General features: G+C 73.2%; 20 protein-coding genes and 1 pseudogene. 15 read left to right on the top strand and 6 right to left on the bottom strand.

Annotated features, from left to right (window positions below; translation table 11 throughout):
- Positions 1–69 precede the first annotated feature (69 nt).
- From ABZ810_RS14590 to ABZ810_RS14580, 3 genes are all read left to right on the top strand, one after another.
- Entirely contained in the window at positions 70–489 is a 420-nt protein-coding gene (locus tag ABZ810_RS14590) for a hypothetical protein (RefSeq protein ID WP_358403147.1), read from the top strand.
- Between the two features lie 331 nt (positions 490–820).
- The gene (locus ABZ810_RS14585) at positions 821–1,207 is read left to right on the top strand and encodes a hypothetical protein (protein WP_358403145.1); all 387 of its coding nucleotides are present in this window, start codon (positions 821–823) and stop codon (positions 1,205–1,207) included.
- A gap of 26 nt (positions 1,208–1,233) precedes the next feature.
- Positions 1,234–1,584: a hypothetical protein gene (locus tag ABZ810_RS14580; protein ID WP_358403144.1), complete on the top strand. Its 351-nt coding sequence runs from the start codon at positions 1,234–1,236 to the stop codon at positions 1,582–1,584.
- Between the two features lie 31 nt (positions 1,585–1,615).
- Here ABZ810_RS14580 and ABZ810_RS14575 read toward each other — a convergent pair whose 3' ends face one another.
- Genes ABZ810_RS14575 through ABZ810_RS14560 form a run of 4 tightly spaced genes read right to left on the bottom strand, consistent with a single transcriptional unit; the run spans position 1,616 to position 5,226 of the window.
- A complete protein-coding gene (locus ABZ810_RS14575) occupies positions 1,616–2,284 on the bottom strand; it encodes a response regulator transcription factor (protein ID WP_358403142.1) in 669 nt (222 codons plus the stop codon).
- Entirely contained in the window at positions 2,281–3,486 is a 1,206-nt protein-coding gene (locus ABZ810_RS14570) for a histidine kinase (protein ID WP_358403141.1), read from the bottom strand. Before ABZ810_RS14570 ends, ABZ810_RS14575 begins: the two co-directional genes overlap by 4 nt.
- A 13-nt stretch (positions 3,487–3,499) precedes the next feature.
- Positions 3,500–4,312, bottom strand: coding sequence for an ABC transporter permease subunit (locus ABZ810_RS14565; protein ID WP_358403140.1), 813 nt, complete (start codon positions 4,310–4,312; stop codon positions 3,500–3,502).
- Positions 4,309–5,226 (bottom strand): ABC transporter ATP-binding protein, encoded by a 918-nt coding sequence (locus ABZ810_RS14560; RefSeq protein ID WP_358403139.1) that lies wholly within the window; start codon positions 5,224–5,226, stop codon positions 4,309–4,311. The genes ABZ810_RS14565 and ABZ810_RS14560 overlap by 4 nt, the downstream gene beginning before the upstream one ends.
- Positions 5,227–5,541: 315 nt before the next feature.
- On the opposite strand from ABZ810_RS14560, the gene ABZ810_RS14555 reads away from it, so the two are divergent.
- The 11 genes and pseudogenes from ABZ810_RS14555 (at position 5,542) to ABZ810_RS14505 (ending at position 24,291) form a co-directional block, all read left to right on the top strand.
- Complete coding sequence (locus tag ABZ810_RS14555; RefSeq protein ID WP_358403138.1) at positions 5,542–11,718, top strand: amino acid adenylation domain-containing protein; 6,177 nt, start codon at positions 5,542–5,544, stop codon at positions 11,716–11,718.
- Between the two features lie 58 nt (positions 11,719–11,776).
- The gene (locus ABZ810_RS14550) at positions 11,777–13,102 is read left to right on the top strand and encodes an ATP-grasp domain-containing protein (protein ID WP_358403137.1); all 1,326 of its coding nucleotides are present in this window, start codon (positions 11,777–11,779) and stop codon (positions 13,100–13,102) included.
- A pseudogene (locus tag ABZ810_RS14545) lies at positions 13,065–13,205 on the top strand (hypothetical protein); the annotation flags it as partial. The gene ABZ810_RS14550 and the pseudogene ABZ810_RS14545, both read left to right, overlap by 38 nt.
- Positions 13,206–13,950: 745 nt before the next feature.
- Complete coding sequence (locus tag ABZ810_RS14540) at positions 13,951–16,188, top strand: condensation domain-containing protein (RefSeq protein ID WP_358403136.1); 2,238 nt, start codon at positions 13,951–13,953, stop codon at positions 16,186–16,188.
- Positions 16,185–17,459, top strand: coding sequence for a SidA/IucD/PvdA family monooxygenase (locus ABZ810_RS14535; RefSeq protein WP_358403648.1), 1,275 nt, complete (start codon positions 16,185–16,187; stop codon positions 17,457–17,459). The genes ABZ810_RS14540 and ABZ810_RS14535 overlap by 4 nt, the downstream gene beginning before the upstream one ends.
- A 13-nt stretch (positions 17,460–17,472) precedes the next feature.
- Positions 17,473–19,062, top strand: a complete 1,590-nt coding sequence (locus ABZ810_RS14530; protein ID WP_358403135.1) for a class I tRNA ligase family protein — start codon at positions 17,473–17,475, stop codon at positions 19,060–19,062.
- Positions 19,063–19,073: 11 nt separating this feature from the next.
- Entirely contained in the window at positions 19,074–19,406 is a 333-nt protein-coding gene (locus ABZ810_RS14525; RefSeq protein WP_358403134.1) for a cupin domain-containing protein, read from the top strand.
- Positions 19,403–20,446 (top strand): FAD-dependent oxidoreductase, encoded by a 1,044-nt coding sequence (locus ABZ810_RS14520; protein ID WP_358403133.1) that lies wholly within the window; start codon positions 19,403–19,405, stop codon positions 20,444–20,446. The genes ABZ810_RS14525 and ABZ810_RS14520 overlap by 4 nt, the downstream gene beginning before the upstream one ends.
- Positions 20,443–21,849 (top strand): MATE family efflux transporter, encoded by a 1,407-nt coding sequence (locus tag ABZ810_RS14515; RefSeq protein WP_358403131.1) that lies wholly within the window; start codon positions 20,443–20,445, stop codon positions 21,847–21,849. Before ABZ810_RS14520 ends, ABZ810_RS14515 begins: the two co-directional genes overlap by 4 nt.
- Positions 21,833–23,026: a CoA transferase gene (locus ABZ810_RS14510; protein ID WP_358403130.1), complete on the top strand. Its 1,194-nt coding sequence runs from the start codon at positions 21,833–21,835 to the stop codon at positions 23,024–23,026. Before ABZ810_RS14515 ends, ABZ810_RS14510 begins: the two co-directional genes overlap by 17 nt.
- A complete protein-coding gene (locus ABZ810_RS14505) occupies positions 23,023–24,291 on the top strand; it encodes an FAD-binding oxidoreductase (RefSeq protein WP_358403128.1) in 1,269 nt (422 codons plus the stop codon). Before ABZ810_RS14510 ends, ABZ810_RS14505 begins: the two co-directional genes overlap by 4 nt.
- Here ABZ810_RS14505 and ABZ810_RS14500 read toward each other — a convergent pair.
- Complete coding sequence (locus ABZ810_RS14500) at positions 24,259–25,146, bottom strand: NAD(P)H-binding protein (protein ID WP_358403126.1); 888 nt, start codon at positions 25,144–25,146, stop codon at positions 24,259–24,261. The two genes, ABZ810_RS14505 and ABZ810_RS14500, sit on opposite strands and share 33 nt — an antisense overlap.
- 113 nt (positions 25,147–25,259) lie before the next feature.
- Here ABZ810_RS14500 and ABZ810_RS14495 point away from each other — a divergent pair, with 113 nt between their 5' ends.
- Complete coding sequence (locus ABZ810_RS14495; RefSeq protein WP_358403124.1) at positions 25,260–26,192, top strand: AraC family transcriptional regulator; 933 nt, start codon at positions 25,260–25,262, stop codon at positions 26,190–26,192.
- 44 nt (positions 26,193–26,236) lie between these two features.
- Here the strand turns inward: ABZ810_RS14495 and ABZ810_RS14490 are convergent, their stop codons facing one another.
- A complete protein-coding gene (locus ABZ810_RS14490) occupies positions 26,237–26,938 on the bottom strand; it encodes a DUF3592 domain-containing protein (RefSeq protein WP_358403123.1) in 702 nt (233 codons plus the stop codon).
- Positions 26,939–26,950 lie beyond the last annotated feature (12 nt).

Here is a 26,950-nt window from a genome sequence, read left to right as displayed (position 1 = left end):
ACGCGATCGCGCGGCGGTGGGGAGGCTGGTCGGACTCCGGCTCCAGGACTGACCTCCTGGCCTGGACCCATGACCATCATCGAGCGCGTCACCAGCTTCGCCGACCGCGTCTTCGACACCCTCACCACCGTGCGCGACGCCACCGCGACCCTGGCCAGGGGACGCGAGCTGCGCTCCGCCGAACCTCGCCGAGCTGAGGCCGCTGCTGTTCGGCGGCCTCGGCCCGCTCATCCGCGGCCTCGGCTTCATCGCCCTGCCCGGCCTGCTGCCCGACGCACCCTGGTACCTCGAGTGGTGGCAGTACGACCCCGACGGCCGCCCGGCCAAGGCGGCACGTTCAGCGGGGTCGCGAGCGGGGTCGCGGCGGCCGACGTGTTCGTCAGCTCCTTCGAGTGCCATCTGCTGCCGGCGCTGAAGACCGCGCCCGCCACCGCGTTCGTCACCCGACCAGAACGCCCGCTAAAACGCACCTCGACAAACCGAACATGATCGTCCCCCTGATCGCCAGTTGACCGAATCGACCCCGTTTCGCATCGTACGAAGGGCCCACGCCCAGGCCCCACCCACCGCTGACTACCTCCGGCCAGCCCCCGTTGAACCCACCCCCCACCCCATCCGTCCGCCCGAATCCCGCCGAGCATGGTCGGGCTGAGCGTCGGGTCGTCTCGGTGGCTGGTTGAGGATTCATGTAGTGGCGTGTTCACGCCATGTGGTTGGGCGCTGACTGGGGGCGATGGAGCATGGGGGAGGAGGCGGCTCACCGGGAGGTCCACCGGGCTGTACCGGGTCGCCGTAACGCTCTCGTTCCGAAGGAGTCAGCATGCGCTCCGTTCAGCGCTCATCTCCGCGTCCGTTCGCCCGGGCCGGGATCATGGTCATGGCCGCCGCGGTGGCCGTGCCGGTCTTCGCCGCGGCGGCGCCGGCCGAGGCCCGGCGAGTTCATACCTGTGTCGAGCACGCGCTGGGCACGACGTGGTGGTGCAAGCACTACCGCCACACGCCTCTCTACAAATACCCGAGGCCCAGCTCGGTCCAGGTCGCGACGACCGGGCCGTACATGGAGGGCTTCTTCTCCTGCCGCGTCGACGACGGCGGCGCGAGCGGAAGCCCGCTCCACCCGAACCGGTGGCTCTGGCACACCGAGCTCGGCGGCTGGCTCCCGGACGGCAAGATCGGCAGCGAGACCGACCCGGTCCGGCCATGCTGAGGCCCGCGCGCGCCCGAGGAGCCGTCATGAGCCTGCTACTGGCGATCCTGCCCGCGGCTCCGGCGATATCGGCCGAGACCTCGAACGGCCCGGCCTGCCGGGCCGCTATCACCTATGCCCACGAGACGAACCGTGAGGCCACCGTCCGGGTCGAGGAGAACCGGCTGAGGGAGGCGGCGGATCTCAACCAGTCCACCCTCGACAGGATCCGGCAGGCCCTCGCCGTCTGCCCGGGGCAGGTTCACGACCTGCTGGACAGGGCGACCTCCCTGGTCCGCACCGCCCACTACGTCAACTCGCAGGGAATGAGCGGAGCCCTCCCGGCCCAGAACGAGGCCGGCTGGACGCTCCAGGAGGCGCACAGGAAGGTCGGCTGAGCACGCGGCCCCGAGGTCGTGATGGTGGCCGTCAGTCGCGGCCGACGACGCCGTTGTCGTAGGCGAAGATGACCGCCTGGACGCGGTCCCGGACGCCCAGCTTGGTGAAGATGCGTCCGCCGTGCGTCTTCACCGTGGCCTCGGAGATGACCAGGTGGGCGGCGATCTCGCCGTTGGACAGGCCGTGCGCGATGAGCTCGAGCACCTCGCGTTCCCGCTCGGTGAGCAGGTCCAGCCGCCTGTCCGCGGCGGAACGTCCGGCCGCCGGGTCGGGGAGGTGGTCGGCGAAGGCGCCGATCAGCCGGCGGGTCACGTTCGGTGCGATGACGGCGTCGCCCGCGGCCACGGCGCGGACGCCGTACATCAGCTCCTGCGGTGTCGCCTTCTTCAGCAGGAACCCGCTGGCGCCGGCACGCAGCGCCGCGTGGACGTACTCGTCCAGGTCGAAGGTGGTGAGCACCAGGCACCGGGTGGGGATGCCCTCGACGACGATCTGCCGGGTGGCCTCGATGCCGTCGCACTCGGGCATGCGCACGTCCATGAGCAGCACGTCCGGCTGCAGCGCGCGGGCCATGGACACCGCCTGCCGCCCGTTCTCGGCCTCGCCGGTCACCACCAGGTCCGGCTGCGATTCCAGCACCATCCGGAAGCCCATGCGTATCAGGGGCTGGTCGTCGGCCAGCAGCACGGTGGTCGTCATCCGGGCACCGCCCTCCCGCCGGAGCCCTCGGAGAGAGGCGGCGCCGGATCGGCGTCGTCGAAGGTCAGCCGCGCGGCGACCCGCCAGCCCGGTCCGGTACGGGGACCGGCCTCGACGCTGCCGCCGTAGGCGCCGACCCGTTCGGCCATCCCCACCAGGCCGTGGCCGCCGGTGCCGTCGGGACCGGTGCGCGGCCACCGCCGCAGCGCCCCGTCATCGGTGACCTCCAGTTCGACGCCGTGCGGCGGGTAGCGCAGGCGCAGCTCGATCCGGGCGGCCGGTCCGGCGTGCTTCAGCGTGTTGGTGAACGCCTCCTGCACGATCCGGTACACCGCCAGGCCGGCGCCGGGGCTCCAGCGGCCGGGCATGCCCTCCTGGGTGACCGTGACCTCGGGACCGGCGGCGCGCACCTGCTCCACCAGTTCGTCGAGATCGGCCAGGCCCGGCTGCGGGGCGTTGCCGCCGGACGGATCGGCGGTACCGTTCCGCAGCAGGTCGAGCAGGTGCTGCATCTCGTCCAGGGCCTGCCGTCCGGTGGCCGCCACGTTGTGCATCACCGTGGCCGCCCGTTCCGCGTCGTCGGTGGCCGTGAGCGCCGCGCCGTCGGCCAGGGCGACCATGACGGCCAGGTTGTGGGCGACGATGTCGTGCATCTCCCGGGCGATGCGCTCGCGTTCGGCGGCCACCGCCAGCCGGGCCCGCTGCTCGCGGTCGCGTTCGAGCTGCCGCGCACGTTCGGCCCGCTGGTCGAGGTAGGCGCGCCGGCTGCGCAGGTTGGTGCCGGCCAGCGCGGTGACGGCGGTCAGCGGGGCGAGGCCGAGGATCTTCGCCCACGTCAGCTCTCCCGCCGCCCAGCCCCACAACAGCGCGGTCTCGGCGAGCCCGGCGACCACCAGCGACTGCCAGCGCGGCCGGTGGCGGGCAAGGGTGTACAGCGCCGCCAGCGGGGCCAGCAGCAGGTACGGCCCTTCGACGGCCAGCGGGTAGAAGGAGACCCCGGCCAGTACGGCCACCGCCCAGAAGACCGTCAGCGGCGCTCGGCGCCGCCACACCAGCGGGATGTGGACGGCGACGACGCACAGCCAGCCGAGCACGCCGGTCCGGCCGCCCGCGACCGCGAGGCTGGTCACGGCGAGCCCGGCGGCCAGGCCGGCGTCGGCGATCTGCGGCCGTCGCGCGACGAGGGCAGGGATCGGGATCATCGTCTTGCGAGTGTCACACGTCCCGTGCACGCAGGACCACCGCGCCCGCGGCGAGGGTGAGCACGATGTAGACCGCCAGCGCGGCGCCCGCCGCACCGGGGGCGAGGAGGTCCGTCTGCGCCGAGCCGGTGTCCAGCGTGTAGACCGCCTCGGCGGCCAGGCCGGGGTGCAGGGGGAGCACCGCGTCGCGTACCGGCTCGGGCACCGCCAGCGCCAGCAGTGCCGGAGCCACCAGCATGACGCCGACGTAAGTGGTCAGCGCGCCGGCGGTGTGCCGGATGACGGTGGCCAGCCCGAGGCCGACCAGGGCCAGCGCCACCACGGTCAGCGGGCCGGTGAGGACGGCGCGCAGCGCGCCCTCGTCGCCCAGGCCGGCACCGTGCTCGCCGGCGACCGCCTGGCTCACCAGGAACGACACCAGGCAGACCACCAGCATCACCGGGGCGATGACCACGGTCATCGCCAGTGCCTTGGCCCACAGCAGCGGCAACCTCCGCGGCACCGCGGTCAGGCTCGACGTGATCGACCCGGACGCGTACTCGCCGGTCATCTGCATCATGCCGAGCACCACGATGATCAGCGAGCCCAGGTGCAGGGCGTCGAAGGCGGTGTCGATGGCGGCGGCGGTCGAGGGCTCGACCTCGCCGCCTTCGACGTCGGAGGCGTAGACGGCGGCGAAGGTCGCGGCCAGGCCGATCAGGGCGAGGCTCACACCGGCCAGGACGAACCAGGTGGAGCGCAACGACCACAACTTCGTCAGTTCCGATCGGAACACCCGGGGCAGGGTGACCCGGTGCGCCGCGCCGGGCGCGTCGAGGGTGGTCATGCGGCGCTCCTCTCGGCGGGCCGGTACTCCAGCGCGTCACGGGTGAGCTCCATGTACGCCTCCTCGAGCGAGGCCCGCTTCGGTGTCAGTTCGTGCAGCGCGATACCGCCTGCGGCGGCCAGCGCGCTGATCCGTTCGGCCGGCAGGCCGTGGACCTGCAGCACACCGCGTTCGGCACTGGCGACCGTCGCGCCGCGGCCGATCAGCAGGTCGTGCAGGTCGCCGGCCCGTGGGGAACGCACGATGACGGTGCCGGTGTCGACGCGGGCGATGAACTCCTCGACGGTGGTATCGGCGAGCAGGCGGCCGCGGCCGATGATGACCAGGTGCTCGGCGGTGACGGCCATCTCGCTCATCAGATGGCTCGACACCAGGACGGTGCGGCCCTGCCCGGCCAGGTCCTTGAGCAGGGTGCGGATCCACAACACACCGTCGGGATCCAGGCCGTTGACCGGTTCGTCGAGAATGATCACGTCCGGATCCCCGATGAGCGCCGCGGCGATGCCGAGCCGCTGGCCCATGCCGAGCGAGAACGACCCGGCGCGGCGCCGGGACGCCTCGCCCAGGCCCACCATGCCCAGCGTCTCGTCCACGCGGCCGGCGGGGATCCCGTGCGTCCGCGCCAGTGCGAGCAGATGGTTGCGGGCCGTCCGGCCCCGATGGACCGACCTGGCCTCCAGCAGCACTCCGACCTTCCGCAACGGCGCACCGTAGGCGGCGTAGTCGCGGCCGTCCACCGTGGCGGTGCCGCCGGTGGGACGGTCCAAGCCGACGATCATGCGCATCGTGGTGGACTTGCCCGCGCCGTTCGGGCCGAGGAAGCCGGTGACCTGGCCGGGCCGCACGGTGAAGGACAGCTCTCGCACGGCGGTCTTGGGGCCGTAGCGCTTGGTCAAACCGTTGATTTCGATCACCAGGGCAACGCTACGGACGTGTTCCGCCGGCCGGAACGGACCGCGGTCTGATCCTCACTGTCGCGCCGATACGACTTTCGTCGTACAGAACGCCGGCGAAGAAGGCGACGCCCGCGGCCCCGCCGCCACGCCCTTCGCGACGCCTGCCGGAACGTGCCGCCGGCGCCCCGTGCGGGGCGACAGAAAAGATCTTGGAAGCTGTGCAATCCGGGGCGAGGCGGGCGACGAATGGGGAACGTGAGGCGACCGGCGACGGCCGGTCGCGGTTCCCCCACCACCCGACGAACACGACGAGATGACGCGCCGGGAGGTCGGATGACCGGCGCCGGAGGTGACATGCGAGAGTCGTCCAAGACCGCCATGGGAGTGCCGCTCTCCCGCGCCCAGCGCCTGTTGTGGAACATCGGGCAGCTGCCCGGCGGCGGCAGCACCGCCTACAACGTCCACGTCGCCTGGGATCTGCGCGGCCCGCTCGACGCCGACCTGCTGGCCGAGGCGGTGGAACGTGTCTACCGGGCCAATCCGGCGCTCCACACACGTTTCGTGGACGGCGGCGACGGAGTCGTCCAGGTGCCGGCTCCGGACCCGCGCTGGAAGGTCGAGCGGGGGAGGACGGCCGAGGCGGAGCTGGCGGCGAGCTTCCGGCGCGAGGCGGCCCGGGAGTTCGACCTGGCCGGCGGGCAGGTCTTCGTCGCCCGGCTGCACCAGGTCGGCGACGAGCACCACGTCCTGGAGTTCAACATGCCGCACCTGCTCGCCGACGGCTGGTCGATGGGGCTGGTCTGGGACGCCGTGCGCGCGCACTACCTGGGGGAGGAGCCGGCCGAGTTCACCGTCCGCCACCCGGTCGACTGGGAGAGCGACGCCGACACCGACGCCTGGTCGGCGCGGCTCGCCGACGTGGAGCCGCCGTCCGTGCCCGTGCGGCTGCACGGCGGCGGCGCCACCGGAGAAGGGGCGTTCCTGGCCGGAAACCTGTCCGCCCGAACCGCCGCTGCGGTACGGGACGTCGCGCGAGCCGGCGGGGTCACCCGTTTCACCGTCCTGCTCACGACGTACGTGATCGCGCTCAGCCGCTTCACGGGGCGGCCCGACGTGGTGGTGAGCACCCCTTACGCCAACCGGCGGCGTACCGAACTCCAGCAGGCGGTGGGCTACTTCGTCAGCATGTTGCCGCTGGCGCTGCGGGTCGAGGGGGAGCGGTCGTTCGCCGAGCTGGCCACCGCGGTGTTCGACGAGACCCGCTGGGCGATGGCGCGGCCCGACATCGACATGGACCGCCTGCTGCGCGGTCTCGATCATGACGGCGGACGGACGCACAACCCCTTGCAGCACTTCGTCTTCGCCTGGCAGGACGGCGTCGGCGGCAGCGACCTGGGCGACATCCGCGTCGAGCCGGTGCCTCAGGCTCCCGCGCAGGTGAAGTTCCCGCTCTCCCTGCTCTTCATCCCGCGCGGTGAGGACCTCTCCTTCAAATGGGAGTTCGATCCCGAGGTGATCGCCCCCTACGCGGTGGAGTCCCTGTCCCGCGTCTTCCAGCACCTGCTGGAACGGCTGACGGCCTCCACCGGGACACCGGTCGGCTCCGTGCCTTCGACGTCGGTCCAGGAGAACGGATCCGTGCGGGGGCAGGCTCTTTCCGAGGGAGCCGATGAGCCCGCCTGCGACGACCTCCGGACCCGCTGGGAGCGCACCGCCGCGGAGCACGGGCACCGGACGGCGTTGCGGCAGGACGCCCGCAGCCTGACCTATGCCGAGCTGGACGAGCGGTCGAACGCCCTGGCGGCGGCGTTGCAGGACCTGGGCGTACGGGACGGGGAGTTCGTCGGGCTCAGCGTGCGGGACGGCCTCGACCGCGCCGTCGCGGTCGTGGGCATCATCAAGGCCGGTGCCGCGTATGTGCCGCTCAGCGCGCACTGGCCCGGCGACCGGCTGAGCGGCCTGTGCGCACGGCTGGACATCAAGGCGGCGGTGACGGAGGACGGCTCGGCCCTGGTGCCGGGCGTGGCGGCCGTCCCCGTCGGGCAGCCGCCGGGACGCCGTCCCTCCCCGGTCGAGCGGACCGTGGACAGCGCGGCCTACGTGAACTTCACCTCCGGCACGACCGGCGAACCCAAGGCGATCGTGTGCACCGACCTGGGGGTGGTGCGGCTGGTGACGGGCCAGGAGTTCGCCGCGCTGGACGAGGACCTGGTGATGCTCCAGGCCGCCCCCGCCGACTTCGACGCCTACACCTTGGAGCTGTGGGGCCCGCTGCTCAACGGCGGAACCTCCGTCTCTCCCGCGGGCGAGGGGCCGCTCACGCCCGCCCGGCTGCGCACGGCCGTGAGCGGGCAGGGCGTCACCACCGCGTGGTTGACCTCGGCGCTCTTCAACACCCTCGCCGACCTGGACGTGGAGTGCTTCGCGGGGCTGGAGACCCTGCTGGTGGGCGGGGACGTCGTGTCGCCCCGGCACGTCGCGAAGGTCCACCGGCACCACCCGGGCCTGAGGATCGTCAACGGCTACGGCCCGACGGAGAACACCACCTTCACCACCTGCTACCGCGTTCCCCGGGACTGGCCGGCGGACCGGCCGGTGCCGATCGGCCGCCCCATCCGCGGCGGTGGCGTGCAGGTGTGGGACGACCGCCGCCGCGCCCTCCCGCCGGGGTTCGTCGGTGAGCTGGTGGCCACGGGAGCCGGGGTGGCGCAGGGTTACCACGGCGACGGGACCGACGCCCGGTTCACCAACGTGTTCGAGGACGGCGAGTGGATCCGCGCCTACCGCACCGGTGACCTGGGCTACGCCGATCCCGACGGCTGCCTGCACTACCTGGGACGGCACGACGGCCAGGTGAAGGTCAACGGCCGCAGGCTCGACCTGTCAGGCCTGGAGCACGTCCTGCGCGGACATCCCCGCGTCGACGACGCCGCGGTGCTGGTCGTCGCGGGTGCGCAGGGACAGGCGCTCGTCGCCGCGGTCACCGGGGACGCGGCACCGGAGGCGGGCCTGGCCGACTGGCTGCGGGCGCGGATCCCCTCGTTCCAGATGCCCGACCGGCTCGTCCCGCTGGAACGCCTGCCGCTGACGGCCAACGGCAAGGTGGACCGCAGGCGGCTGGCGCGTCTGGTGGCCGGGCCGCAGGAGCCGGGGCCGGCGCGGGCGCTCACACCGCACGAACGGACCCTCGCCGAGGTGTGGTCCGCGCTGCTCGGCACCCCGGTCACCACCCCGGACGCCCACTTCTTCCGGCTCGGCGGCAACTCGCTGATGTCGATGTCCGTCCAGGCCATGGTCGAGGAACGGACGGGGGCGTACCTGCCGGCGGCGACCGTCCTGGGGCGGCCGGTGCTCTCCCACCTCGCGGCGGCGCTGGCCGAGGCGGGGCCTGCCGCGCCGGCGGAATCGCCCCGTCAGGAGGCCGTCCCCGCGGAGCCGGAGGGCGGCCTCCCTCCTTTGGTGCCGCTCAGCCGCGAGCAGCACCGGCTGTGGTTCCTGCACCAGGTCGATCCCTCGTCCGCGTACAACATCCCGCAGCTCTTCGAACTGCCCGGGGACCTGGACGCCGACCGGCTGGAGGACGCGCTGCGGGAGGTCCTCCGCAGGCACCCGGTGTTGCGATCGGTCGTCCAGGAGACCGGCGACGAGCCGATGGCGCGGGCCCTCGACCCCGGCGACTGGTCGCTCCGGCGGATCACGGAGCCGGACACGGCGCGCGCCGTCGCCCGCGAGGCCGGGCACGTCTTCGCCCTCGACCGTGAGATCCCGTTGCGGGCCGTGCTGCTCCATGGCGCGGGCGATGCGCGACGGCTCATGCTGACGATCCACCACATCGCCTTCGACGGGCACTCGTTCGGGCCGTTCCTCGACGAACTCGGCGCGCTCTGCGCCGGCCGCGCCCTCCCGGCGCCGGCGCACGTCTTCGCCGATGTCGTCCACCGGCAGCGCACCCCCGGCCACGCACGCGAGGTCGCGGCGGCTCTCGATCACTTCGCCGAACGCCTCGCCGGTGCGCCGCTGGAAGGTGCGCTGCCCGGCGAAGGCGACGGAAGCGGAGTGGGAGTCGTGCGGGTCCGGCTCTCCCGAAGGCAGGTCGCGCGGGCGGCGGAGTTCGCCCGGAACGAAGGGGTGAGCGAGTTCGCCTTCTGGCTGTGCGCCGTCGCGGTGGTCCTGGCCCGGCTGAGCGGGGAGAACGACCAGGTCATCGCGACGCCCGTCGCCAACCGGCAGCGCGGGGAGTTCCGCTCGGTCGTCGGGTTCCTGGCCAACACCCTGCCGGTGCGGGTGACGGTGAACGAGCGGACGCCGTTCGGCGATCTGCTCCGCGCGGCGTTCGACCGGCTGACCGGGGATCTCGCGCACCAGTCGTGCCCGCTGGACGAGCTGGCGGCCCGGCTCGGCGTCGCTCCCGAGCGTGGCCGGCCGCCCCTCAGCCAGGTGCTGCTCGTCGTGGCGACGCACCGGCGGCACGGCGGTGCCGGCGCGAACGCCTGGAAATCCCGTCCCGTGATGCCCGGCGCGGCGAAGTATCCGCTGTCGATCGCCGTCTCCGCCGCCGGCGGCGAGGACGCACTCGTCGTGGAGTACGGCCGGGACAGGTACGACGAGGCCCAGATGGCCGCGCTCGCCGCCGCGCTGGAACGGACGGTCGACCACCTCCTGGCCCAGGCCGGCATCCCGGTCGGCGACCTGGTCCTCCGCCGAGTCGAATCCCGCCCGGAGACGGGGCCGGTCGCCGAAGCCTTCGTGCCCATCACCGAGCACATCGCCCGCCAGGCGGCGCACCGGCCGGACACGACGGCCGTCCACAACGGGAACGGTCTCGACTACGCCACCGTGTGGAGCCGCGCCGGGACCTATGGAGCCGCGCTGGCGTCGCGCGGGGTGGGGCGCGGAAGCCGGGTGGCGGTGCTGATGCGGCGCACCGAGACCCTCCCGATCGTCCTCCTCGGCGTCCTCCTGTCGGGAGCCGCCTACGTGCCGCTCGACCCGGCGTACCCCGCCGCCCGGCTGGCGTACACGCTGAAGGACTCGGCGCCCGACGTGATCCTCACCGACCTGCCCTCCCTGCCACCGGACCTGGAGGCCGGCGCGCCCGTCATCCCGGTCGCGCTCCTGGCGGGGGAGCCGCGGGACCCGGGATGGCGGCGGGCCGTGCCGGAACCCGACGACCCGGCCTATGTGATCTACACCTCGGGGTCGACCGGCCGTCCCAAGGGCGTGGTGGTCCGGCACGAGGGCGCGCACTGGCTGCGGCACTGGGCCGAGGGGACCTACACCGACCACGACCTGCGGCACGTCTTCGCCGGGACGTCCGTCTGCTTCGACCTCTCCGTCTTCGAGATCTTCGTGACCTGGTCGCTGGGCGGCGGTCTGCGCCTCGCGGAGAACGTGCTGGAGCTCGCGGCCGGCGGCGCGGGGGTCACCCTGATCAACACCGTGCCCTCGGTGTGGGAGGAACTGCTCGAGCACTTCGTTCCGGCGCCGTCCGTGCGGGTGCTCAACCTGGCCGGCGAGCCGCTGCGCCGCACGCTCGTGGAGAGGACCGCGGCGGTCGCGCCCGCCGTCCGGCTGTTCAACCTCTACGGCCCCACCGAGGACACCACCTACTCCACCGCCGCGCAGGTGCCCTGGGAGGGGACGGGGCCGGTGCCGATCGGCACGCCCGTGCCGGGCACGACCGCCTACGTGCTCGACGGCGCGGGCCGTCCCGTCCCGGACGGCTTTCCCGGCGAGCTTTACCTGGCGGGGCGCAAGCTTGCCGCCGGGTATCTCGGCCGGCCCGAGCTCACCGCGGAACGGTTCGTGCCCGACCCCTTCGGCGGTGGCCTGATGTACCGCACCGGCGACCGGGTGCGCACCGGACCGGACGGCTCGCTGATCCACCTGGGGCGCCTGGACGACCAGTGCAAGATCCGCGGTTTCCGCGTCGAGCCGGGCGAGGTCGAACGGGTGCTCGCCGAGCATCCGCACGTCGCCGAGATCTGCGTGGTGCCGCGGGACGCGGGCACTCCGCGAGCACGGCTGGTCGCGTTCCTCACCGGAACCGCCGCCGCGCCGGACATCGCCGACCTGGAGGCGTGGGCCGCGCACCGCCTGCCCGCGCACATGGTCCCGTCGGTCTTCGTCCCGCTCGACCGGCTGCCCCGCAACCCCTCGGGCAAGGCCGACCGGGCGGCGCTCGCGGTGCGGCCGCTGCCCGAGGCGCGGCCGCGAGGCCGGGCGGCACCGGACGGCCGGGTGGCGCCGGCCGGACCGCTGGAGTCCTGGCTGGTCGAACGGTTCGCCGCGCTCTCCGGAGCCGGCGGGGTGGGCGCCACCACCCGCTTCGCGGCGGTCGGCGGTGACGCCGCGGTGGCCGAAGCCCTGGCCGCCGAGGTGCTCCGCGCCCACGGCGTCCCGCTCTCGCTCAGGGACGTCCTGGACCACCCCACTCCACGCGCCCTGGCCGCCATGGTGCAGCGGCGGCTCGATGACGCCGGTCCGGGGAGCGACACGCTCCTGATCTGACCCGCCCGGGTGGGCGCCCGCCGTCCCGAAGCCGACCAATCCGCTGAGAGGCACATCCATGTTCGCCTGGAACGATTCCCCCGCCGATCGTTGTCTGCTCTACCTCGACACCCGCGAGCTGCCGAACGAACGGGAGGCACAACTCCGCGCCGCGCTCGACCAGGGATACCGCCTCGCCGTCGCCACCCCCACCCCCGGCGCCTACCGCGGCCATCCGCTCACGCACCTGATCGAGGCGCCGGTGGGCGACTACGACAAGGCGGAGGAGGTGATCATCGACTATCTGGACCGCCATGGCGTCACCGTGGACGGCGTCGTGGCCTGGAAGGACCGCGAGGTCGAGCTGGTCTCCCGGCTCGGCGCGCGGCTCGGGCTCCCCGCCACGAGCCCGGCGGCCGCGGTGAACGTCCGCAACAAGGTGCGCACCCGCCTCGTCCTGGACGGCGTCGAGGGTGCGAACCCCCGTTACGCGGTTGTCCGGGGGGAGGAGGAGCTGGCCGCGGCGGTGGCCGAGGTGGGCACTCCCTGCCTGCTCAAACCCGCCGGCAACTCCGGAAGCCGGGGGATCCGGCGCATCGCCGACCCGGCCGAGGCGGCCACGGTCTACCGGGAGTTCCGGTCCCACAACGGCGCCCAGACGGGGGAGATGTTCCACTACTACGCGGACGCGGTCCTGGTGGAGGAGGAGCTCCAAGGCACCGAGCACTCGGTCAACGGCGTCGTCACCGGCGGTCGCGTGATCACACTGGCCGTCGCCGACAAGCTCTTCGACCGCTCGCTGCCCCTGCAGTACCAGAACATCGTGCCCTCCCGTCTCCCCGAGCCGGTCCGGGAGGAGGCGCTCGACGTCGTCCGCCGGGCCGTCACCGCCCTGGGCATCGACCACTGCGGCTTCCACGCCGACGTCATGGCGACCGGCGACGGCGTGCGGATCCTCGAGGTCGGCGGGCGCCTGGGCGGAGAACTGATCAACTCTCATCTGATCCCGCTGGCCCAGCCCGGTCTGAGCCCGTACCGGGCGCTGCTCGACCTGGTGCAGGGCCGCTGCCCGCTGGAGCACGACGACTACACCGGGCGCTTCCAGGGCTTCGCCGCCTCCCGTGTGCTGATGCCGCCCGGCTTCGGGGTGCTCGACCGCGTCGAGGGCGTCCAGGACGTGCGCCGCGATCCGCGGTGCCGGGACGTCATGCAGCTGTACGGCCCGGGGCAGGAGATGGTGCCCCCGCACGTCCGGTTCAAGGCGTACGAGATCGGCTACCTCGTCGCCCAGTGCGGGCCGGACGAGGACATCGACGCGGCGCTCGCCGACCTGCTGGGACGCCTGACCATCACCGTGACCAAGGCGGATGCGATCGAACGGGGGAAGAGGCTTCATGTCGGATGACGATCGTCTCGTCCACGATCTCCTGACCGCGCTCCAGGAGCGCTCGGTGAGCGTGCGCGTCCAGGACGGGAACCTGCGGCTCGACGGCCCGGTGGCGGCGCTGCCGCGGGAGATCCTGGACTTGCTGCGAACCCGCAAGCCGGCCGTGCTCGCAATGCTCTCCCGCGTGCGGAGCCGGATCGAGCGGCTCGGTGAGCCCGTGCGCCCGCCCCTCGGCCCGCTCTCGCCGGCCCAGCGGGCCGCGCTGGCGGCCGAGCCGGATCCGGGTGCGGCCCGCGCCGTGCTGGCACAGGGCGTTCACTGCGCGGGCGGCGTGGAGACGGAGAAGCTGCGCGCGGCGTTCGGGGAGCTCCTCCTGCGGCACGACGTTCTGCGGGCCGTCGTCGTGGCGGACGGCGACGGGCGGGGCCACCGGTTGTCGGCCGCGGACCCCGAACGGCTTCCGGCCTCGGACATCTCCGCCCGACGCGCCGGCACGGTCGACCTGCGCACCGGACCGGCCTTCTCCCTGCACGTCCACGCGGAGGGCGACGGCACCCGGATCGAGCTGGCGGCGCACCCGCTGCTGGCCGACGAGCGGACGCTCTCGCTCGCCCTGGACGAGCTCGCCCGGCTCTACAACGGCGTGGCCGAATCCGCCGAGCCGATCGCGTACACCGAGTTCGTGGAGGCGCAGGCCCGCTACCTCGCTCACCCGGCCACCGCGGCCCGGGGGCCGCGGGGGCCCGGCGCCCGGCGGCGGCGCGGGCCCCCCCGGGGGGGGGGCCCCGCCCCCTTCCCGCCCCCCCCGCCCCCCCCCGCCCCCCCGCCCCCCCCCCGCGGCCGACCTCGCGGCGGCCGACCCCGCGGTGTTCCGGACCCCGGTCCATCAGGCGGAACGGCACACCGCGCCAGGGCCGACCGCCGACGTCTCCCCGATAGCCGCCGAACTGGACTCCACCGTCTCGATCCTGCGCCTGGGCGCCTTCCTCCTGGCGCTGCGACGGCGAGGACGGCACGCGCCCCGCGTCGCCGTGGAGCAGCCCAACCGGGCCGCGGGCCCGTTCGCCGGGGTGCTGGGACCGGTGGCCACGACGGCGCTGCTGCCGGTGCCCGCCGCGGCGACCGTGCGCGGGTTCCTCGCGGCCGTCCGCGATCTGGTCCTGGACGCTCACGAGCATCAGGACCTGCCCGGCGACGTTCCCTCGGGACTGGTTCCCCGGGTGCGTTTCACCGAGCGGCGCGGACCGGTGCCCGGACCGGGCTTCGGTGCGGACGCCGGCACGCTGCTGCCCGCCGAGACCCGGCTGCCCTGCGGAGACCTCGCGTTCTGCCACGTCGACGAGGTGGGGCTGGTCATCGACCACGATCCGGCGGCCGAGCACGCCGCGGCCGCGGCCGAGGTTGCGAGCGTCTACCGCTTTCTGCTGGACCGTCTGGACCGGTGCCTGGACCTGGCTCCCGACGAGCTGCCCGCGAGTCCGGAGGAGGCGCGCCGCGCCGAACAGGCGTGGGCCCGCGAGGCGTCGGCGGTCGACGCCATGCGGGAGATCTTCGCCGACGTGCTGGACCTGGCGGAGGTGGGGCCGCGAGACAACTTCTTCGAGCTGGGCGGCACGTCGCTCTCGGTCGCCCGCGTCGTCTCCCGCGTCGGCAGGCGGTTCGGCACGGCGCCGAGCTTCGCCGACGTCCTCGACCACCCGTGCCCGGCCGCTCTGGCCGAGGTCGTACGCAGGGCGGCCGCGCCGCCCAGGCCGGTCCTGGAGCCTCGGCCGCCGCTGGCCGAGCTGCCCGCCTCCCCGCAGCAGGTCCGCTACTTCCTCACCTACGACATCGATCCCGCCTCCTCCGGGCGGATCACGGTGCTGACGGACGAGTGGGACGACGCCGAGGCGTTCCTGTCCGCCCTGACGGACGTCGTCGCGCGGCACGAACTCCTGCGCACGGGATTCTTCACCGGCCGCTCGGGCGACCTGTGGCAGCGCGTCCTGCCCGCGGCCACGCCCGAGGTGACCGAAGTGCGGCTCGGCGCCGGCGGCCCGGCGGAGCGCAGGGCGGAGCTGGACGCGCTGATGCGGAGCCACGTCTTCGATCTCGCGGCTCCGCCCCTGCTCAGAGTCATGTTCGAACGGCGGACGGACGGTGGAGCCCTGGCGGCGGTCGGCGTGTTCAGCGGAATCCTGGACGCCTACTCCCAAGGCGTCCTCGCGCGGGAGCTGCGGACCGCATACGACAGGGCGCGCGACGCGGCGCGAGGCAGGGCTTACGACGCGGCGCGCGACGTCGCTCGGCGCGGCGCACCGCCGGCGCCGCCCATGCCGGCGCCGTCCCTCCAGTACCAGGACTTCTGCCGATGGCAGCACGACCTGGCGAGCGGGGAGGAGTTCGCTCGCGCACGGGACTTCTGGGAGGAGCGATACCCCACGGATCACCGCGGCTTCCACCTCCCGGCGGCCGGCGGCGAACGTGCCGGGGCCATGCGCGTGTTCCTGCTCGGCGAGGAGCTGAGCGACCGCGCCCGGGACGCGGCCGCCCGCTGCGAATCGAGCCTGTTCGGCTTCCTGCTCGCCAACTTCTTCGAACGGGCGGCGGAGCTGTACGGGCGCGACGACGTCTCGGTGGGCGTGCTCTACCACGGCCGCGAGAACGAGGAGCTCGCCGAGCTCATCGGGTACTTCGTGGACCTGTTCTGCCTGCGCTGCGACGTACGGCGGCCGGGGCACTTTCCCGACCTCGTCAGGCGCGTCAACCAGGAGTTCTTCCGGGCGGTGGACGCCCGCGCCTACCAGTACCAGCACCTGGCCGAGCGCCTGGGCGCCTCCCCGTCCGATCCCGTCTTCCCGGTGACCGGCTTCCACGTCAACAACGTCATCATCCCCGGACGCCGCGAACCGGTCGCGGACGACTTCCGCGAACGGGTGCTCGACCTGCCCTACCGGCCGAAGTTCGACTTCAACGTCTACGTGCACGAGACCGACCGCGGCGTCCTCGTCCGGATGGCGTACGCGACGGCGGTCGTCGACCACGCGGGCGCCGCCGCCTTCGCCGCGGCCTTCACCGCCGGCGTCCGGCGGAACGCCGCCGCCGCCCTGGAGCACGCCGTATGAGCGACGTGACCGGGCCCTACGGGCTCATCGGGATCGGCATCGGCGTCTTCAACCTCTCCCTGGCCGCCCTGCTGGAGGACAACGGCTACCGTGACGCCGTCTTCTTCGACCGCCAGAGCGAGATGACCTGGCACGGCGGGCTGCTCCTCGAATCGTCCGAACTCCAGGTGCACTACCTGAAGGATCTGGTCACCCCGGTCGACCCGACCAGCCGGTTCACCTTCCTCAACTACCTCAGCCAGCGCGGGGTGCTCTACCAGTTCCTCAACAGGCGGGGCGGCGCGGTCAGCCGCAGCCAGTTCCAGCACTACTTCCGGTGGGTCGCCGACGCGCTGCCGACCACACGGTTCAGGTCGGCCGTGCAGCACGTCGAGTTCGACGGGGAGTTGTTCCGGGTCCGCGTCAACGGCGTGGAGCACAGCTCCCGCCACCTGGCGGTCGCCACCGGGCCGCGGCCGACGGTCCCCGACTGCGCCCGCCCCCACCTCGGCGACCGGGTGTTCCACGCCAGCGAGTACCGGCAGCGGCGCGAGGCCCTGCGCGGATCGCGGATCGTGGTGGTGGGCGGCGGCCAGACCGGCGCCGAGGTGGTCCTGGACATCATGGAGAACCTCCCGCACGAACGGCTCGCCTGGTACGGCCGGAGGCTCGCCTTCTCGCAGCTGGAGGACAACTCCTTCATCAACGATCTGTACGTGCCGAGCTTCACCCGCGAGTTCCGCGCGGCGGCCGAGGACAAGCGGCGGGAGCTGCTGGACAGGCTGGCGATGAGCTCGGACGGCATCAGCCAGCGGCTGGTCGACGCCATCTACCGGCTGGCCTACGAGCGCAGCTTCTTCTCCAGCGAGCGCTACGACTACGAGTTCCGGGCCGGGCAGGAGCTCGTGGGGGTGGAGCCGGCCGCCGGCGGCGGGTACGAGCTGACCGTCCGTTCCTGGTTGGACGAACGGCCGCGCACCGAGCGGGTGGACGCGGTCGTCCTCGCCACCGGCTTCGAACCCTCCTCCTGGGACCAGCTCCGCTCGGTGCTGGGGGAGGAGGCGGTGAACGGCAAGGAGCCGTTCCCGCCGGTGGGGCAGCACTTCGAGGTCCAGTGGCCGCACCAGGAGACCAACAGCATCTTCGTGCAGAACGGCAGCCGCATGAGCATCGGCCTCGCCGACCCCAACCTCAGCCTCGCCGCCTGGCGCGCCGCCATGATCGCCAACCGGGTGATGGGCCGGCAGGTCTACGCCCCGTACCCCGACACCCCTCTCGTACGTTTCTCCTAGGACGGGGACAGAGATGAGCGCCCTCGACCGGCACGATCGTTTCCTGCTGATCCCAGCCAAGCCCGCACCCAACGGCGACCTGCACATAGGCCATCTGGGCGGGCCCTACCTGCGGCAGGACATGCTCCGCCGCCACTACCTCTCGCGCGGCGCGTCGGTCACCGTCGTCGGCGGCACCGATCCGGTCGACTCCTTCATCGCGTTGCGCGCCGCGCAGGACGGCCGGGACCCGGGCGAGGTCGCCGCCGACCACTTCGAGCGGATACGGACCGACTTCGCCGCCTGCGACATCGTGTTCGACGCCTTCATCGACCCGCTCTCGCCGCACTGGCGGGACCGGTACTCCGCGTCGTTCGACGAGGTGCTGGCGCGGGCGGACGCGAGCGGGCGGCTGCGGTCGGACACGGTCCCGTTTCCGTTCCGGGGCGATGGCGGCCCCGCCGCTTCGGGGGCCTGGCTGTGCGGTGCGTGCCCTGACTGCGGGGCCGGGGTCGCGGGCTACTTCTGCGAGGACTGCGGGGCACATTTCGAGCCGTCGGAGGTACGCGAGCCCCGGCCGCGCTTTCCCGGGCGGGACCTGGTCTTCCTGGCCGAGCCCGACTACTTCTTCGACATCGCCGACCCGGGCGCCCTGCTGGCGTCCCTGGCGCGGCTCGGGGTGCCCGGCGACCTGCGCGCGGTGGTCGCCCGCCAGTTCCGCGCCGGACGCACCCGCGTCCGCCTGAGCGAGCCGTCGGAGTGGGGAGTCCCGCTGGAGCCCGGCTCCCGCCGCCGCTACTTCGGGCATGGGCTGCTCTACGGATACTGCCGGCTTCTGGGCGACCTCTACCGGGACCTGTCGGGCGACCCCGTCCACCCGTTCGACGCGGGCTCGCCCGTGACCGCCGTGAACCTCTTCGGCATCGACAACACCGTCTCGCACCTGGTGAACATCCAGGCCGTCGGCGAGGAGACGGAGGGCTGGAAGGGGTTCGACGCGTTCGTGGTGAACCGGTTCCTGCTCCTGGAGGGGAGCAAGATCTCCACCAGTGCGCGCCACCTGGTCCGGGCCCGGGACCTGGTCGGCCGGTGCGGGATGGAGAGCGACGGCGTCCGGTTCGCGCTGGCCGCGACGAGCCCGACGCGCGCCGAGGTCGACCTGCGCGCGGACGACGTCGTCCGCGTTCACAACGACGTGCTCCTCGCCCGCGTGTGCCGGGCGATGACGCAGGTCGCCGAGGAGATCCAGGGCACGCCCGCCGCAGGGGCCACGGCGGAGGTCACGGCCCGGTTCGAGGAGGTCTTCGCCCGCGTCTGCGAAGGGCACCGCTTCGCCGTGTACGACCCGGCCGAGCAGGTGGCGAACGTCCTGGAATGGCTTGCGGCGCGTCCCCCGGCGGGAGATCCCGGCGGGCAGGGCTGGCTGAAGGCGCTGGCGCTGCTGCTGTACCCGATCACGCCACGGCTGGCCGTCTGGGCCTGGCGCTCGGCGGGCGGCGACGGCGACCCCGCGTACGCGGCGTACCGATGGCCGACCGAGCCTCGCCGCCACGCACCACCGCCCGTCCCCGCACCGGTCGCCGCGGCGCGCATCCGCACCGCGATCCCCGTCGTCGCAGCCTGAGGAGAGCCCTGGTGAACCGCTTCCCGTTCCTTCGACCCGAGTCGAGCCGTCCGGGCGTCCAGCTCACCGAGGCGGACTTCGCCGCCTTCGGCCCCGGGCGCGTCCCGTTCGCCGGCGGCCGTTTCACCGTGGAGCCCGGAGCCACCTCCCGGCCCGACGTCCACCAGGTCACGGAGTGCTGGATGATCGCCCAGGGCTCCGGTGCCGTCACCTACGACGGGACGGCGCACGCCGTCACCGCCGGCGACTACCTGTTCTTCGAACCGCAGAAGACCCACTTCGTCCACAACGACGGACCGGACCTGCTGACGATCCACACGGTGTGGTGGCTGGAACAGGGATGAGCTACGACACCGTGGTCGTGGGCGCGGGCATCCTGGGCTGCGCCCTCGCCCACCGGCTGGCTGCGACGGGCCGCCGGGTCGCGCTGCTGGACCGGGGCATGGTCGGGTCCGGATGCAGCGCCCGCGCCGGCGCCATCGCCTCACCGCTGGTCCGCGACGACCGGCTGCGGGCCATGTCGGCGCGCAGCCGCCAGTGGTACGCCGAGTATCGGCTCCGCCGTCCCGGCGCCCCCCTCCGTTCACTTCCCGCGCTCTTCCTGTGCGCCGCGGACCGGCAGGACGCGCTGCGCGAACGCTGCGCCGAACCGTTGTGCCCCGCCCCCGACACCGCGCTCCCGGAGTGGGTCAACCGGACCGGCGCCACCGTCCTGCTGGGAGGCCCGCGGGCACTGCACGGGCAGGTCGCGGACCTCTGCCGTGCGCTGATCGCCGAGCCCGCGGTGGACGTCTACGAATGCACGCCGGTCGATCGCTGGTCGGGCGGGAATGGCGGCTTCGTCGTGGAGCTCGCCGACGGGCGCGGGCTGGACGTCCCGGAACTCGTCCTGGCCAAGGGCGCCTGGCTCGAGTCCGAGGATCTGCCGCCCGGCTGGGAGCCGCCTCGCACCAAGAAGATCGTCTCCTACGTGCTGGCGCTGCCCGCCTCACCCGCCGACCCGCTGGTCCACCTCGCCGACCATGAGGCCTTCCTGCTGCCCCGTCCCGAGCGGGGGGAGTGGTGGCTGAGCATCACCTCCCCGGACTGGGGGATCCTGCCTCAGGACGGCCCCGCGGCCGGTCCCGGAGATCTGCGCATCGCCCGCGCCGTTCTCGAACGGTACGCGCCGCACGCGCTGTCCGCGTTGCGTGGATCCAGCGTTCACTGCGACTCCTACAGCCCCGGCGGCGGTCCGGAGGTCGTGGCCGCGCCGGGGCGCCCGCTGGTCGTGCACGGCGGCTCGGGCAGCGGGTTCCGCTACGCCCCCGCCGCCGCCGAGGCGGCGCTCGACGCGCTCGGCGCCTTCGCCGTCCGGCCGGCGGGAACGGGGCGCACCACGTGAGGCTGCGTCCCACGGCTCCGCTGACCGAAGCGCCGGTGACGCGGAGCATCGCCGGGGCCGGGCTGCTCAACCTGCTCGCGTCCATCGTCCTGGTCGGACGCAATCTCCTCGACGGCTACTACGCGGCGCGCGTCTCCACCGACGCGCTGGCCTCGTTCACCCTGGTGTTCCCGATCATCTTCCTGCTCATCGGGCTCAGCCAGGGCGTGAGCGTCGCGGTGGGCAACACGCTCGCCAGGCGCACCGGAGCCGGGACAGCGCCCTCGGGCTCCTACGTCCGGCACGCGGCGCTCGCCGCGCTGGCCGCCGGCGGCGCCCTCGCGATCCTCCTCAGCGTGGTGGCCCCGGCCGCCATGGGCCTGTACGAGGCGGAGCCGGACATCCTCGACCGGTCGGTGACCCTGGCACGGTGGCTGATCGCCGGGATGCCGGTGCTCTTCCTCTACGGCACGACCACCGCCCTCCTGCGCGCCCTGGGCGACGCCGCCGGGGCGACGAGGGCGGCGACGGCCGGGCTGCTGGCGGGAGTGGCGGTCACGCCGCTGCTGGTGTTCGCCGTTCCGCCGTTCCCGTCCGACCCGCTCGTCGGCATCGCGATCGGGCAGCTGCTCGGCTACGCCTGCACCACCTGCCTGGTGGCGCTGCGCCTGTGGCGGCGCGGCCTGCTCACCGGACGGACGGACCGGGCCGCCCTCCCCTCCGACCTGGCGGCCTTCGCCCGCCTCGGCGGGCCGGTGGCGCTGACCAACCTCGTCTCCCTCGGCGCCATGTTCATGGTGACGGGGACGATGGCCGACGCCGGACGCGCGACGACGGCGGCGTACGGCCTGGTCTCGCGGATCGACCAGTTCTCACTGATCATCGTGAACAGCGTCATCCTCGCGCTGGTGCCGTTCGTCGGGCAGAACTCCGGCGCGGGCAGGCGGGACCGGGTGCGGCAGGGCATCCTCTCGGCCCTGGGGCTGATGCTGGGCTGCTGGGCGCTGCTCGGCACGGCCCTGACGATCGCCGCGCCCTGGATCACGGCGCTGTTCGGCCTCCCGGACGGGACGGCCACGCAGGCGACCGGCTGGCTGAGACTGTCCGCCCTGGCGTTCTTCTTCCAGGGCGTCGTGATCACCGGGGTGGCCCTGCTCCAGGTTCTCGGAAGGCCCAGGGTCGCGCTCGCGGCCATCGCGGCGCACCTCTACGGCCTGCAACTTCCCCTGCTGCTGATCCTGGCGCGGGGCGGCGACCCCGCACGCCTGTACTGGGCGGTGGCGGGCTCGCAGATCGTCACCGGATCCGTGTTCCTGGTGATCGGGGGATGGCTGGTCCGGCGCCGCACAGGGCTCCGGGAGACACCGGACGAAACAGGGGAGACACCGGACGAAACAGGGGAGAGACGTGTCGTCAACGCATGAACCGGCCCGGGCGACCGGGGACCGGCCGCTGTCGGGAATCACCGTCGTCGATCTGACCCGGGTCCTGGCCGGCCCCTACTGCACGATGATCCTCGCCGACCACGGCGCCCGGGTGATCAAAGTGGAACGCCCTCCGGGCGGCGACGACGCCCGGCGCTACGGCCCGTTCGCGGCAGGACGTTCGGCCTACTTCGCCTCGGTCAACCGCAACAAGGAGAGCATCGCCCTCGACCTGCGCTCCGGCCCGGACCGGGAGGTGTTCGAACGCCTGCTGGCCGAGGCCGACGTCCTGACCGAGAACTTCCGGCCCGGCACGATGGAACGCCTCGGCTACGGCTGGCCCGAACTGCACGAACGATTCCCGGCCCTGGTCTACGGCAGCGTCTCCGGCTTCGGGCGGGCCGGCAGCCCGCACCGCGACCGTCCCGCCTACGACATGGTCGTGCAGGGCATGTCCGGGATGATGTCGGTGACCGGCGTGCCGGACGGTCCGCCCACCCGGGTCGGGGTGAGCATCGGTGACCTGGCGGCAGGTCTCTTCCTGACGGCCGGCGTCACCATGGCACTGCTGCACCGGGCCCGGACCGGGGTGGGCGCCCAGGTCGACATCGCCATGCTGGACTGCCAGCTGGCTCTGCTGGAGTACGCGATCGGCCGTCACCTGGCGACCGGCGAGACGCCGGGGCCCGTCGGCACGTACCGCCCGGGTGTGCCGCCGCCCTTCGGTACGTTCCGGACCGCGGACGGCTACCTGGTCATCGCCGCGGGCAACGACAAGCTGTTCGGAGCGTTGTGCGCCGCGCTCGGCAGGCCGGACCTCGAACAGGACGAACGATTCGTCCACGGGGAGGCCCGCAAGGATCACGAGACGGCGTTGCGGCACGCCATCGAGGCGGTGCTGGCGGGCCATGGCACCGAGCACTGGTGCGCGGTGCTGGACGCCGCGGGCGTTCCGTTCAGCACCGTCAACACCGTCGACCGCATGCTCGCCGACCCGCATGTCCGGGGCCGGTCGATGCTGGTGGACGTCGGAGCGGGCGGTGCGCTCCCCACGGCGGTGGGCACCCCGATCAAGTTCTCCGATGTCGCGGACCTGACCCGGGTGACCGCCGCTCCCGAGCTCGACCAGCATCGGGCGCGGATCCTCGCGGAACTGGCCGGGGACGGTGACGCGTGAGCGGTACCGCGCTGTGGACGGAGCGACCGTGGCGGCCCCGCCCCTGTGACCCGCCTCGCCGCTCCGACGCGCTCGTCGTCGGAGGCGGGCTCACCGGTCTCGTCGCGGCGATCGACCTGCTGGATCACGGCGCGGACGTCACCGTGCTTGAGGCCGGACAGGCGGGGTCGGGCGCCTCCGGCCGGGCGTTCGGCTCCGTGGCCCTCGGGTGCACCGCGACGCCGGCCGCACTGACCGCCCGGTACGGCGAAGACCGGGCGCTCGCGATGTGGCGGGAGTCCTCGGATTCGGCTCGTGCGTTCGCCGGGTACCTCGACGAACTGGGCGTGGACGCCGCGTACCACCGCGCGGGTCACGTCCGGGTGGCCGTGCATCCAGGTCAGGAGGCGGAACTGCGCGAGCAGTTCCGCCTCTGGGAGAGGCTGCTTCCGCATGAGGACCTCCGCCTGGCCGGACCCGGGGAACTGGCGGCGGAGTTCCCCGGAGCGAGATTCAGGCTCGGCCTGATGGACGAGACCTCGGCGTCGGTGGATCCCTACCGGCTCCTGGGCGAGCTGGTGGCCCTCTTCCAGCGGCGCGGCGGCCACTTCGTCGAGCACACGCCCGCGGAGCGGATCGAGCGCCGCGGCGGAACGTTCTCCGTACGCCACCGGAAAGGCGAGACGCGTGCCGGGCACGTGCTCGTGGCGACGGACGGGCACACCGACGGTCTCCTGCCCTGGCTCGGCAGACGGGTGTACCCCGTGGGCAGCTACATGGTCGCCACCGCTCCGCTCCCCGTCCCCCTGCGCTCCTCGTTCGGCCGCCGGACCGTCACCACCGCGCACGCCCGCAAGAACTACTTCCGCCTCACCGAGGACGGCCGCCTCGTCTACGGCGGGCGCCTGAACCTGTCCAGCGGGCTGCCTCCCGCGCGGATCCACGCCCGCCTGCGCGCGTCGATGCTCCGCCGCCTCCCGGCACTCGAGGGCATCGAGGTGACGCACGCCTGGGGCGGCCGTCTCGGATTCACCTTCGACGCGGTCCCGCACCTCGGGACCAGCGGCGGTGTGCACTACGCCGTCGGCTACTGCGGCCGGGGCCTGCCCATGTCCGTCCTGCTGGGACGCCTGATGGCGAGGAGAGCCCTGGGAGTGCCGGCCCGGTCGGCGTTCGGCGACGGCCCGTTCCCCTCCCGCTGGTACTTCCGGCGAACCCCGTGGTTCCTCCCGCTGACGGCCGCGGCACACCGGCTACAGGACCTGGCCCACCACCGCGCCACCTGAACCCGCCACATGGCGCAGCGTCTCGCCCAGTTCCGTCGTGCACGTGATGTGCCTGTCGCCGCTGGGCTGGAGGAGACCGCGCCGCTCGGCGTCGTACAGCTCGGCGAGCTCCTCGGCGAGCTGGGGCGGAAGCCCCGCCTGCACCATCAGGCCGGCCCATTCCGCCTGCGGGACGGTGACCACTTCCAGCGGCCGGCCGAGGACGGCGCCGAGCTCCTCGGCCACCTGCCGCTCGGTGTAGTGAGGGCAGTCCAGGCCGATGACCTCCTCGGCCGGGGAGGGCGCGGAGAGCGCCCCGGCGACCACCGCTCCGATGTCACGCGTCGCGACCATCGGCGTGGGCACGTCGGCCGAGCCGGCGAAGACCGGATAGACGCCGAGCTCGCGGGCGGCGCCGAGCACGGTCTCGACCTTCTCCTGGAAGTGCGGCGGGCGGACCGCGGTCAAGGTCACGCCGGTCCTCCGCAGCCGTTCCTCCATGTGATGGAGCCAGCGGATCGGGCCCGTGCCCGCGGCCAGTTCCGCCCCGATCGACGAGAGCATCACCACGTGCGCGATCCCGCTGTCGCGGACCGCTCCGGCGATCGAGTCGGCCAGCCGTCGATGGTCGGCGTCGGGATCGGCCAGCGCCGGGTCCGTCGGCAGCATGACGAACGCCGCGCGGCAACCACGGAAGGCCTCCGCCAGCGCCGCCCTGCCGCCGAAGTCGGCGACGGCGATCTCCGCGCCCGCCCGCGCCCAGGTTCCGGCCTTGGCCTCGTCGCGGACCACGGCCCGCACCGCTTCTCCCTTGGACAGGAGTTCGCGGGCCGCCGCGCCGCCGACGTGGCCCGTCACTCCAGTGATCGCGTACATCGGATACCTCCGGTGAGTCGTCCAGGTGGGTCACCGCCCAGTGAACGCGCCCGCAGAAAGACGATCCATATTCCGTACGCTCATTTGCATTTCTGTCCGTCTACACTGACCGTGTGGACCCGCTCGCCGACCTCCTCGATGGTGTCCGTGCCCACAGCGCCGCGTTCTGCCAGGCCATCCTCGAGCCGCCGTGGTCACTGCGGATCGCCGACGAGGCCACGCTCGCCCTCGCCACCGCCCTGCGCGGGCACGCGTGGATCGTGCCCGACGAGGGTGAGCCGGTGCTGATGCGCACCGGGGACGTGACCATCGTCAAGGGGCCGAAGCCGTACACGATCGCCGACGACCCGGCGACCCCGCCGGAGGTCATCGTCAAGCCGGGCAACCGCCTGGCCACCATGGACGACGTCGACGTCACCGACCGGCTGCGGCTCGGGCCGCGCACGAGCGGATACGGCCCCGACGGGTCGGCGATCGTGGCCAGCGGCACCTACCAGGTCATCGGGGAGGTGAGCGAGCGGCTCCTGAACGCCCTGCCGGAGATCGTCCTCGTGCCCCGGTCGAGCGCGCAGTCCCCGATCATGGAACTGCTGGCGCAGGAGGTCGACGGCGAGGGGCCCGGCCAGCAGATCATCCTCAACCGGCTCCTGGACCTGGCGCTGATCGCGACCCTGCGTGCCTGGTTCGCCCGCCCCGAGGCCCACGCGCCCGGCTGGTACAGGGCGCAGAGCGATCCGCTGATCGGCCCGGCGCTGCAACTGATCCACGGCGACCCCGCCCATCCCTGGACGGTGGCGCTGCTGGCCGGCAAGGTGGGCGCCTCGCGCGCGGCGTTCGCCCGCCGGTTCGCCGCGCTCGTGGGGGAGCCGCCCATGGCCTACCTCACCGGCTGGCGCATGGCGCTCGCCGCCGACCTGCTGCGTTCCTCCAACGCCACGATCGACGAGGTCGCCCGCCACGTCGGCTACGCCAACCCCTTCGCACTGAGCGTGGCCTTCAAACGAGTCCGTGGCATGTCACCCAGCCGCCACCGCGCGGGCGTGTGAACCCCCACCGCGGTGGCCGGATCGCCTCGGCGTCCCGCTGACGATCACCCGGTGTGGCGCCGCCGCCTCAGGAACAGGGCGGAGGCGAGCACGGTGGTGCCGAGGACGCCTCCGGAGACGATCATCGTGATCGAGTCGGTGCGGGTGTCAAGCGAGGCGCCGGCGTGGGCGATGAAACGCTCTGGGCGCTTCGGATCGTAACGAACCGGGGCGACATCACCGCGCCGGGGCTCGGAGGCCCGCCATGCGGAGCCCCACCAGGCGAGGTCGATCTTGGCGGAACGAGCCTTGCCGTCCCGGGAGCGGAAGTTCACGATGGCGTACCGTCCGCCCTTGGAAGTGCGGTCGACCTTGCGCACCGTCGCTTCTGTGACGACCCCGCGCTCGCGCAGCGCCGTGGCCGTGCGGCGCTCGTCCCAGGAGTGGAAGGCCGCCACCCCGCTGCCCGCCGCGACGAAGATCGCGACAAGCAGGAGGACGGCGCGCCGGCCGCGCAGCGGCCTCGACTCCCTCGCCTGCGTACGGTCGAAATCGCGTACGTTGGCGGCCAGTCTCCGATCACGCCTGCGCTCGATCATGCCGCGCCACCCGCGCCTGTTCCCTTCCATGGCACACATGGGACGCACGAGCGGACCCGCCAGTTCGCCAAGGCCCGAGAGCCGGGGTCGCTCGTCGATCGTGGGCTGGTGGGGCCCATCGGGAGTTGCGGCCGCATCCCGCGCCCGGACGGCGATGCGCCACGCCACCGGTCTCGACCA

It is taken from the genome of Spirillospora sp. NPDC047279 (assembly GCF_040643285.1).
Classification (GTDB): domain Bacteria; phylum Actinomycetota; class Actinomycetes; order Streptosporangiales; family Streptosporangiaceae; genus Spirillospora.
The sequence above is the reverse complement of the archived record's forward strand: the minus strand, read 5'-3'. Positions and strand labels throughout refer to the sequence as shown.

Excerpts from the sequence above, each read along its gene's own strand:
- ABZ810_RS14530 (WP_358403135.1), top strand. The coding sequence starts at position 17,473 with ATGAGCGCCCTCGACCGGCACGATCGTTTCCTGCTGATCCCAGCCAAG.
- ABZ810_RS14500 (WP_358403126.1), bottom strand. The coding sequence starts at position 25,146 with ATGTACGCGATCACTGGAGTGACGGGCCACGTCGGCGGCGCGGCGGCC.
- ABZ810_RS14575 (WP_358403142.1), bottom strand. The coding sequence starts at position 2,284 with ATGACGACCACCGTGCTGCTGGCCGACGACCAGCCCCTGATACGCATG.
- ABZ810_RS14570 (WP_358403141.1), bottom strand. The coding sequence starts at position 3,486 with ATGATCCCGATCCCTGCCCTCGTCGCGCGACGGCCGCAGATCGCCGAC.
- ABZ810_RS14520 (WP_358403133.1), top strand. The coding sequence starts at position 19,403 with ATGAGCTACGACACCGTGGTCGTGGGCGCGGGCATCCTGGGCTGCGCC.
- ABZ810_RS14555 (WP_358403138.1), top strand. The coding sequence starts at position 5,542 with ATGACCGGCGCCGGAGGTGACATGCGAGAGTCGTCCAAGACCGCCATG.
- ABZ810_RS14535 (WP_358403648.1), top strand. The coding sequence starts at position 16,185 with ATGAGCGACGTGACCGGGCCCTACGGGCTCATCGGGATCGGCATCGGC.
- ABZ810_RS14585 (WP_358403145.1), top strand. The coding sequence starts at position 821 with ATGCGCTCCGTTCAGCGCTCATCTCCGCGTCCGTTCGCCCGGGCCGGG.
- ABZ810_RS14550 (WP_358403137.1), top strand. The coding sequence starts at position 11,777 with ATGTTCGCCTGGAACGATTCCCCCGCCGATCGTTGTCTGCTCTACCTC.
- ABZ810_RS14580 (WP_358403144.1), top strand. The coding sequence starts at position 1,234 with ATGAGCCTGCTACTGGCGATCCTGCCCGCGGCTCCGGCGATATCGGCC.
- ABZ810_RS14590 (WP_358403147.1), top strand. The coding sequence starts at position 70 with ATGACCATCATCGAGCGCGTCACCAGCTTCGCCGACCGCGTCTTCGAC.
- ABZ810_RS14565 (WP_358403140.1), bottom strand. The coding sequence starts at position 4,312 with ATGACCACCCTCGACGCGCCCGGCGCGGCGCACCGGGTCACCCTGCCC.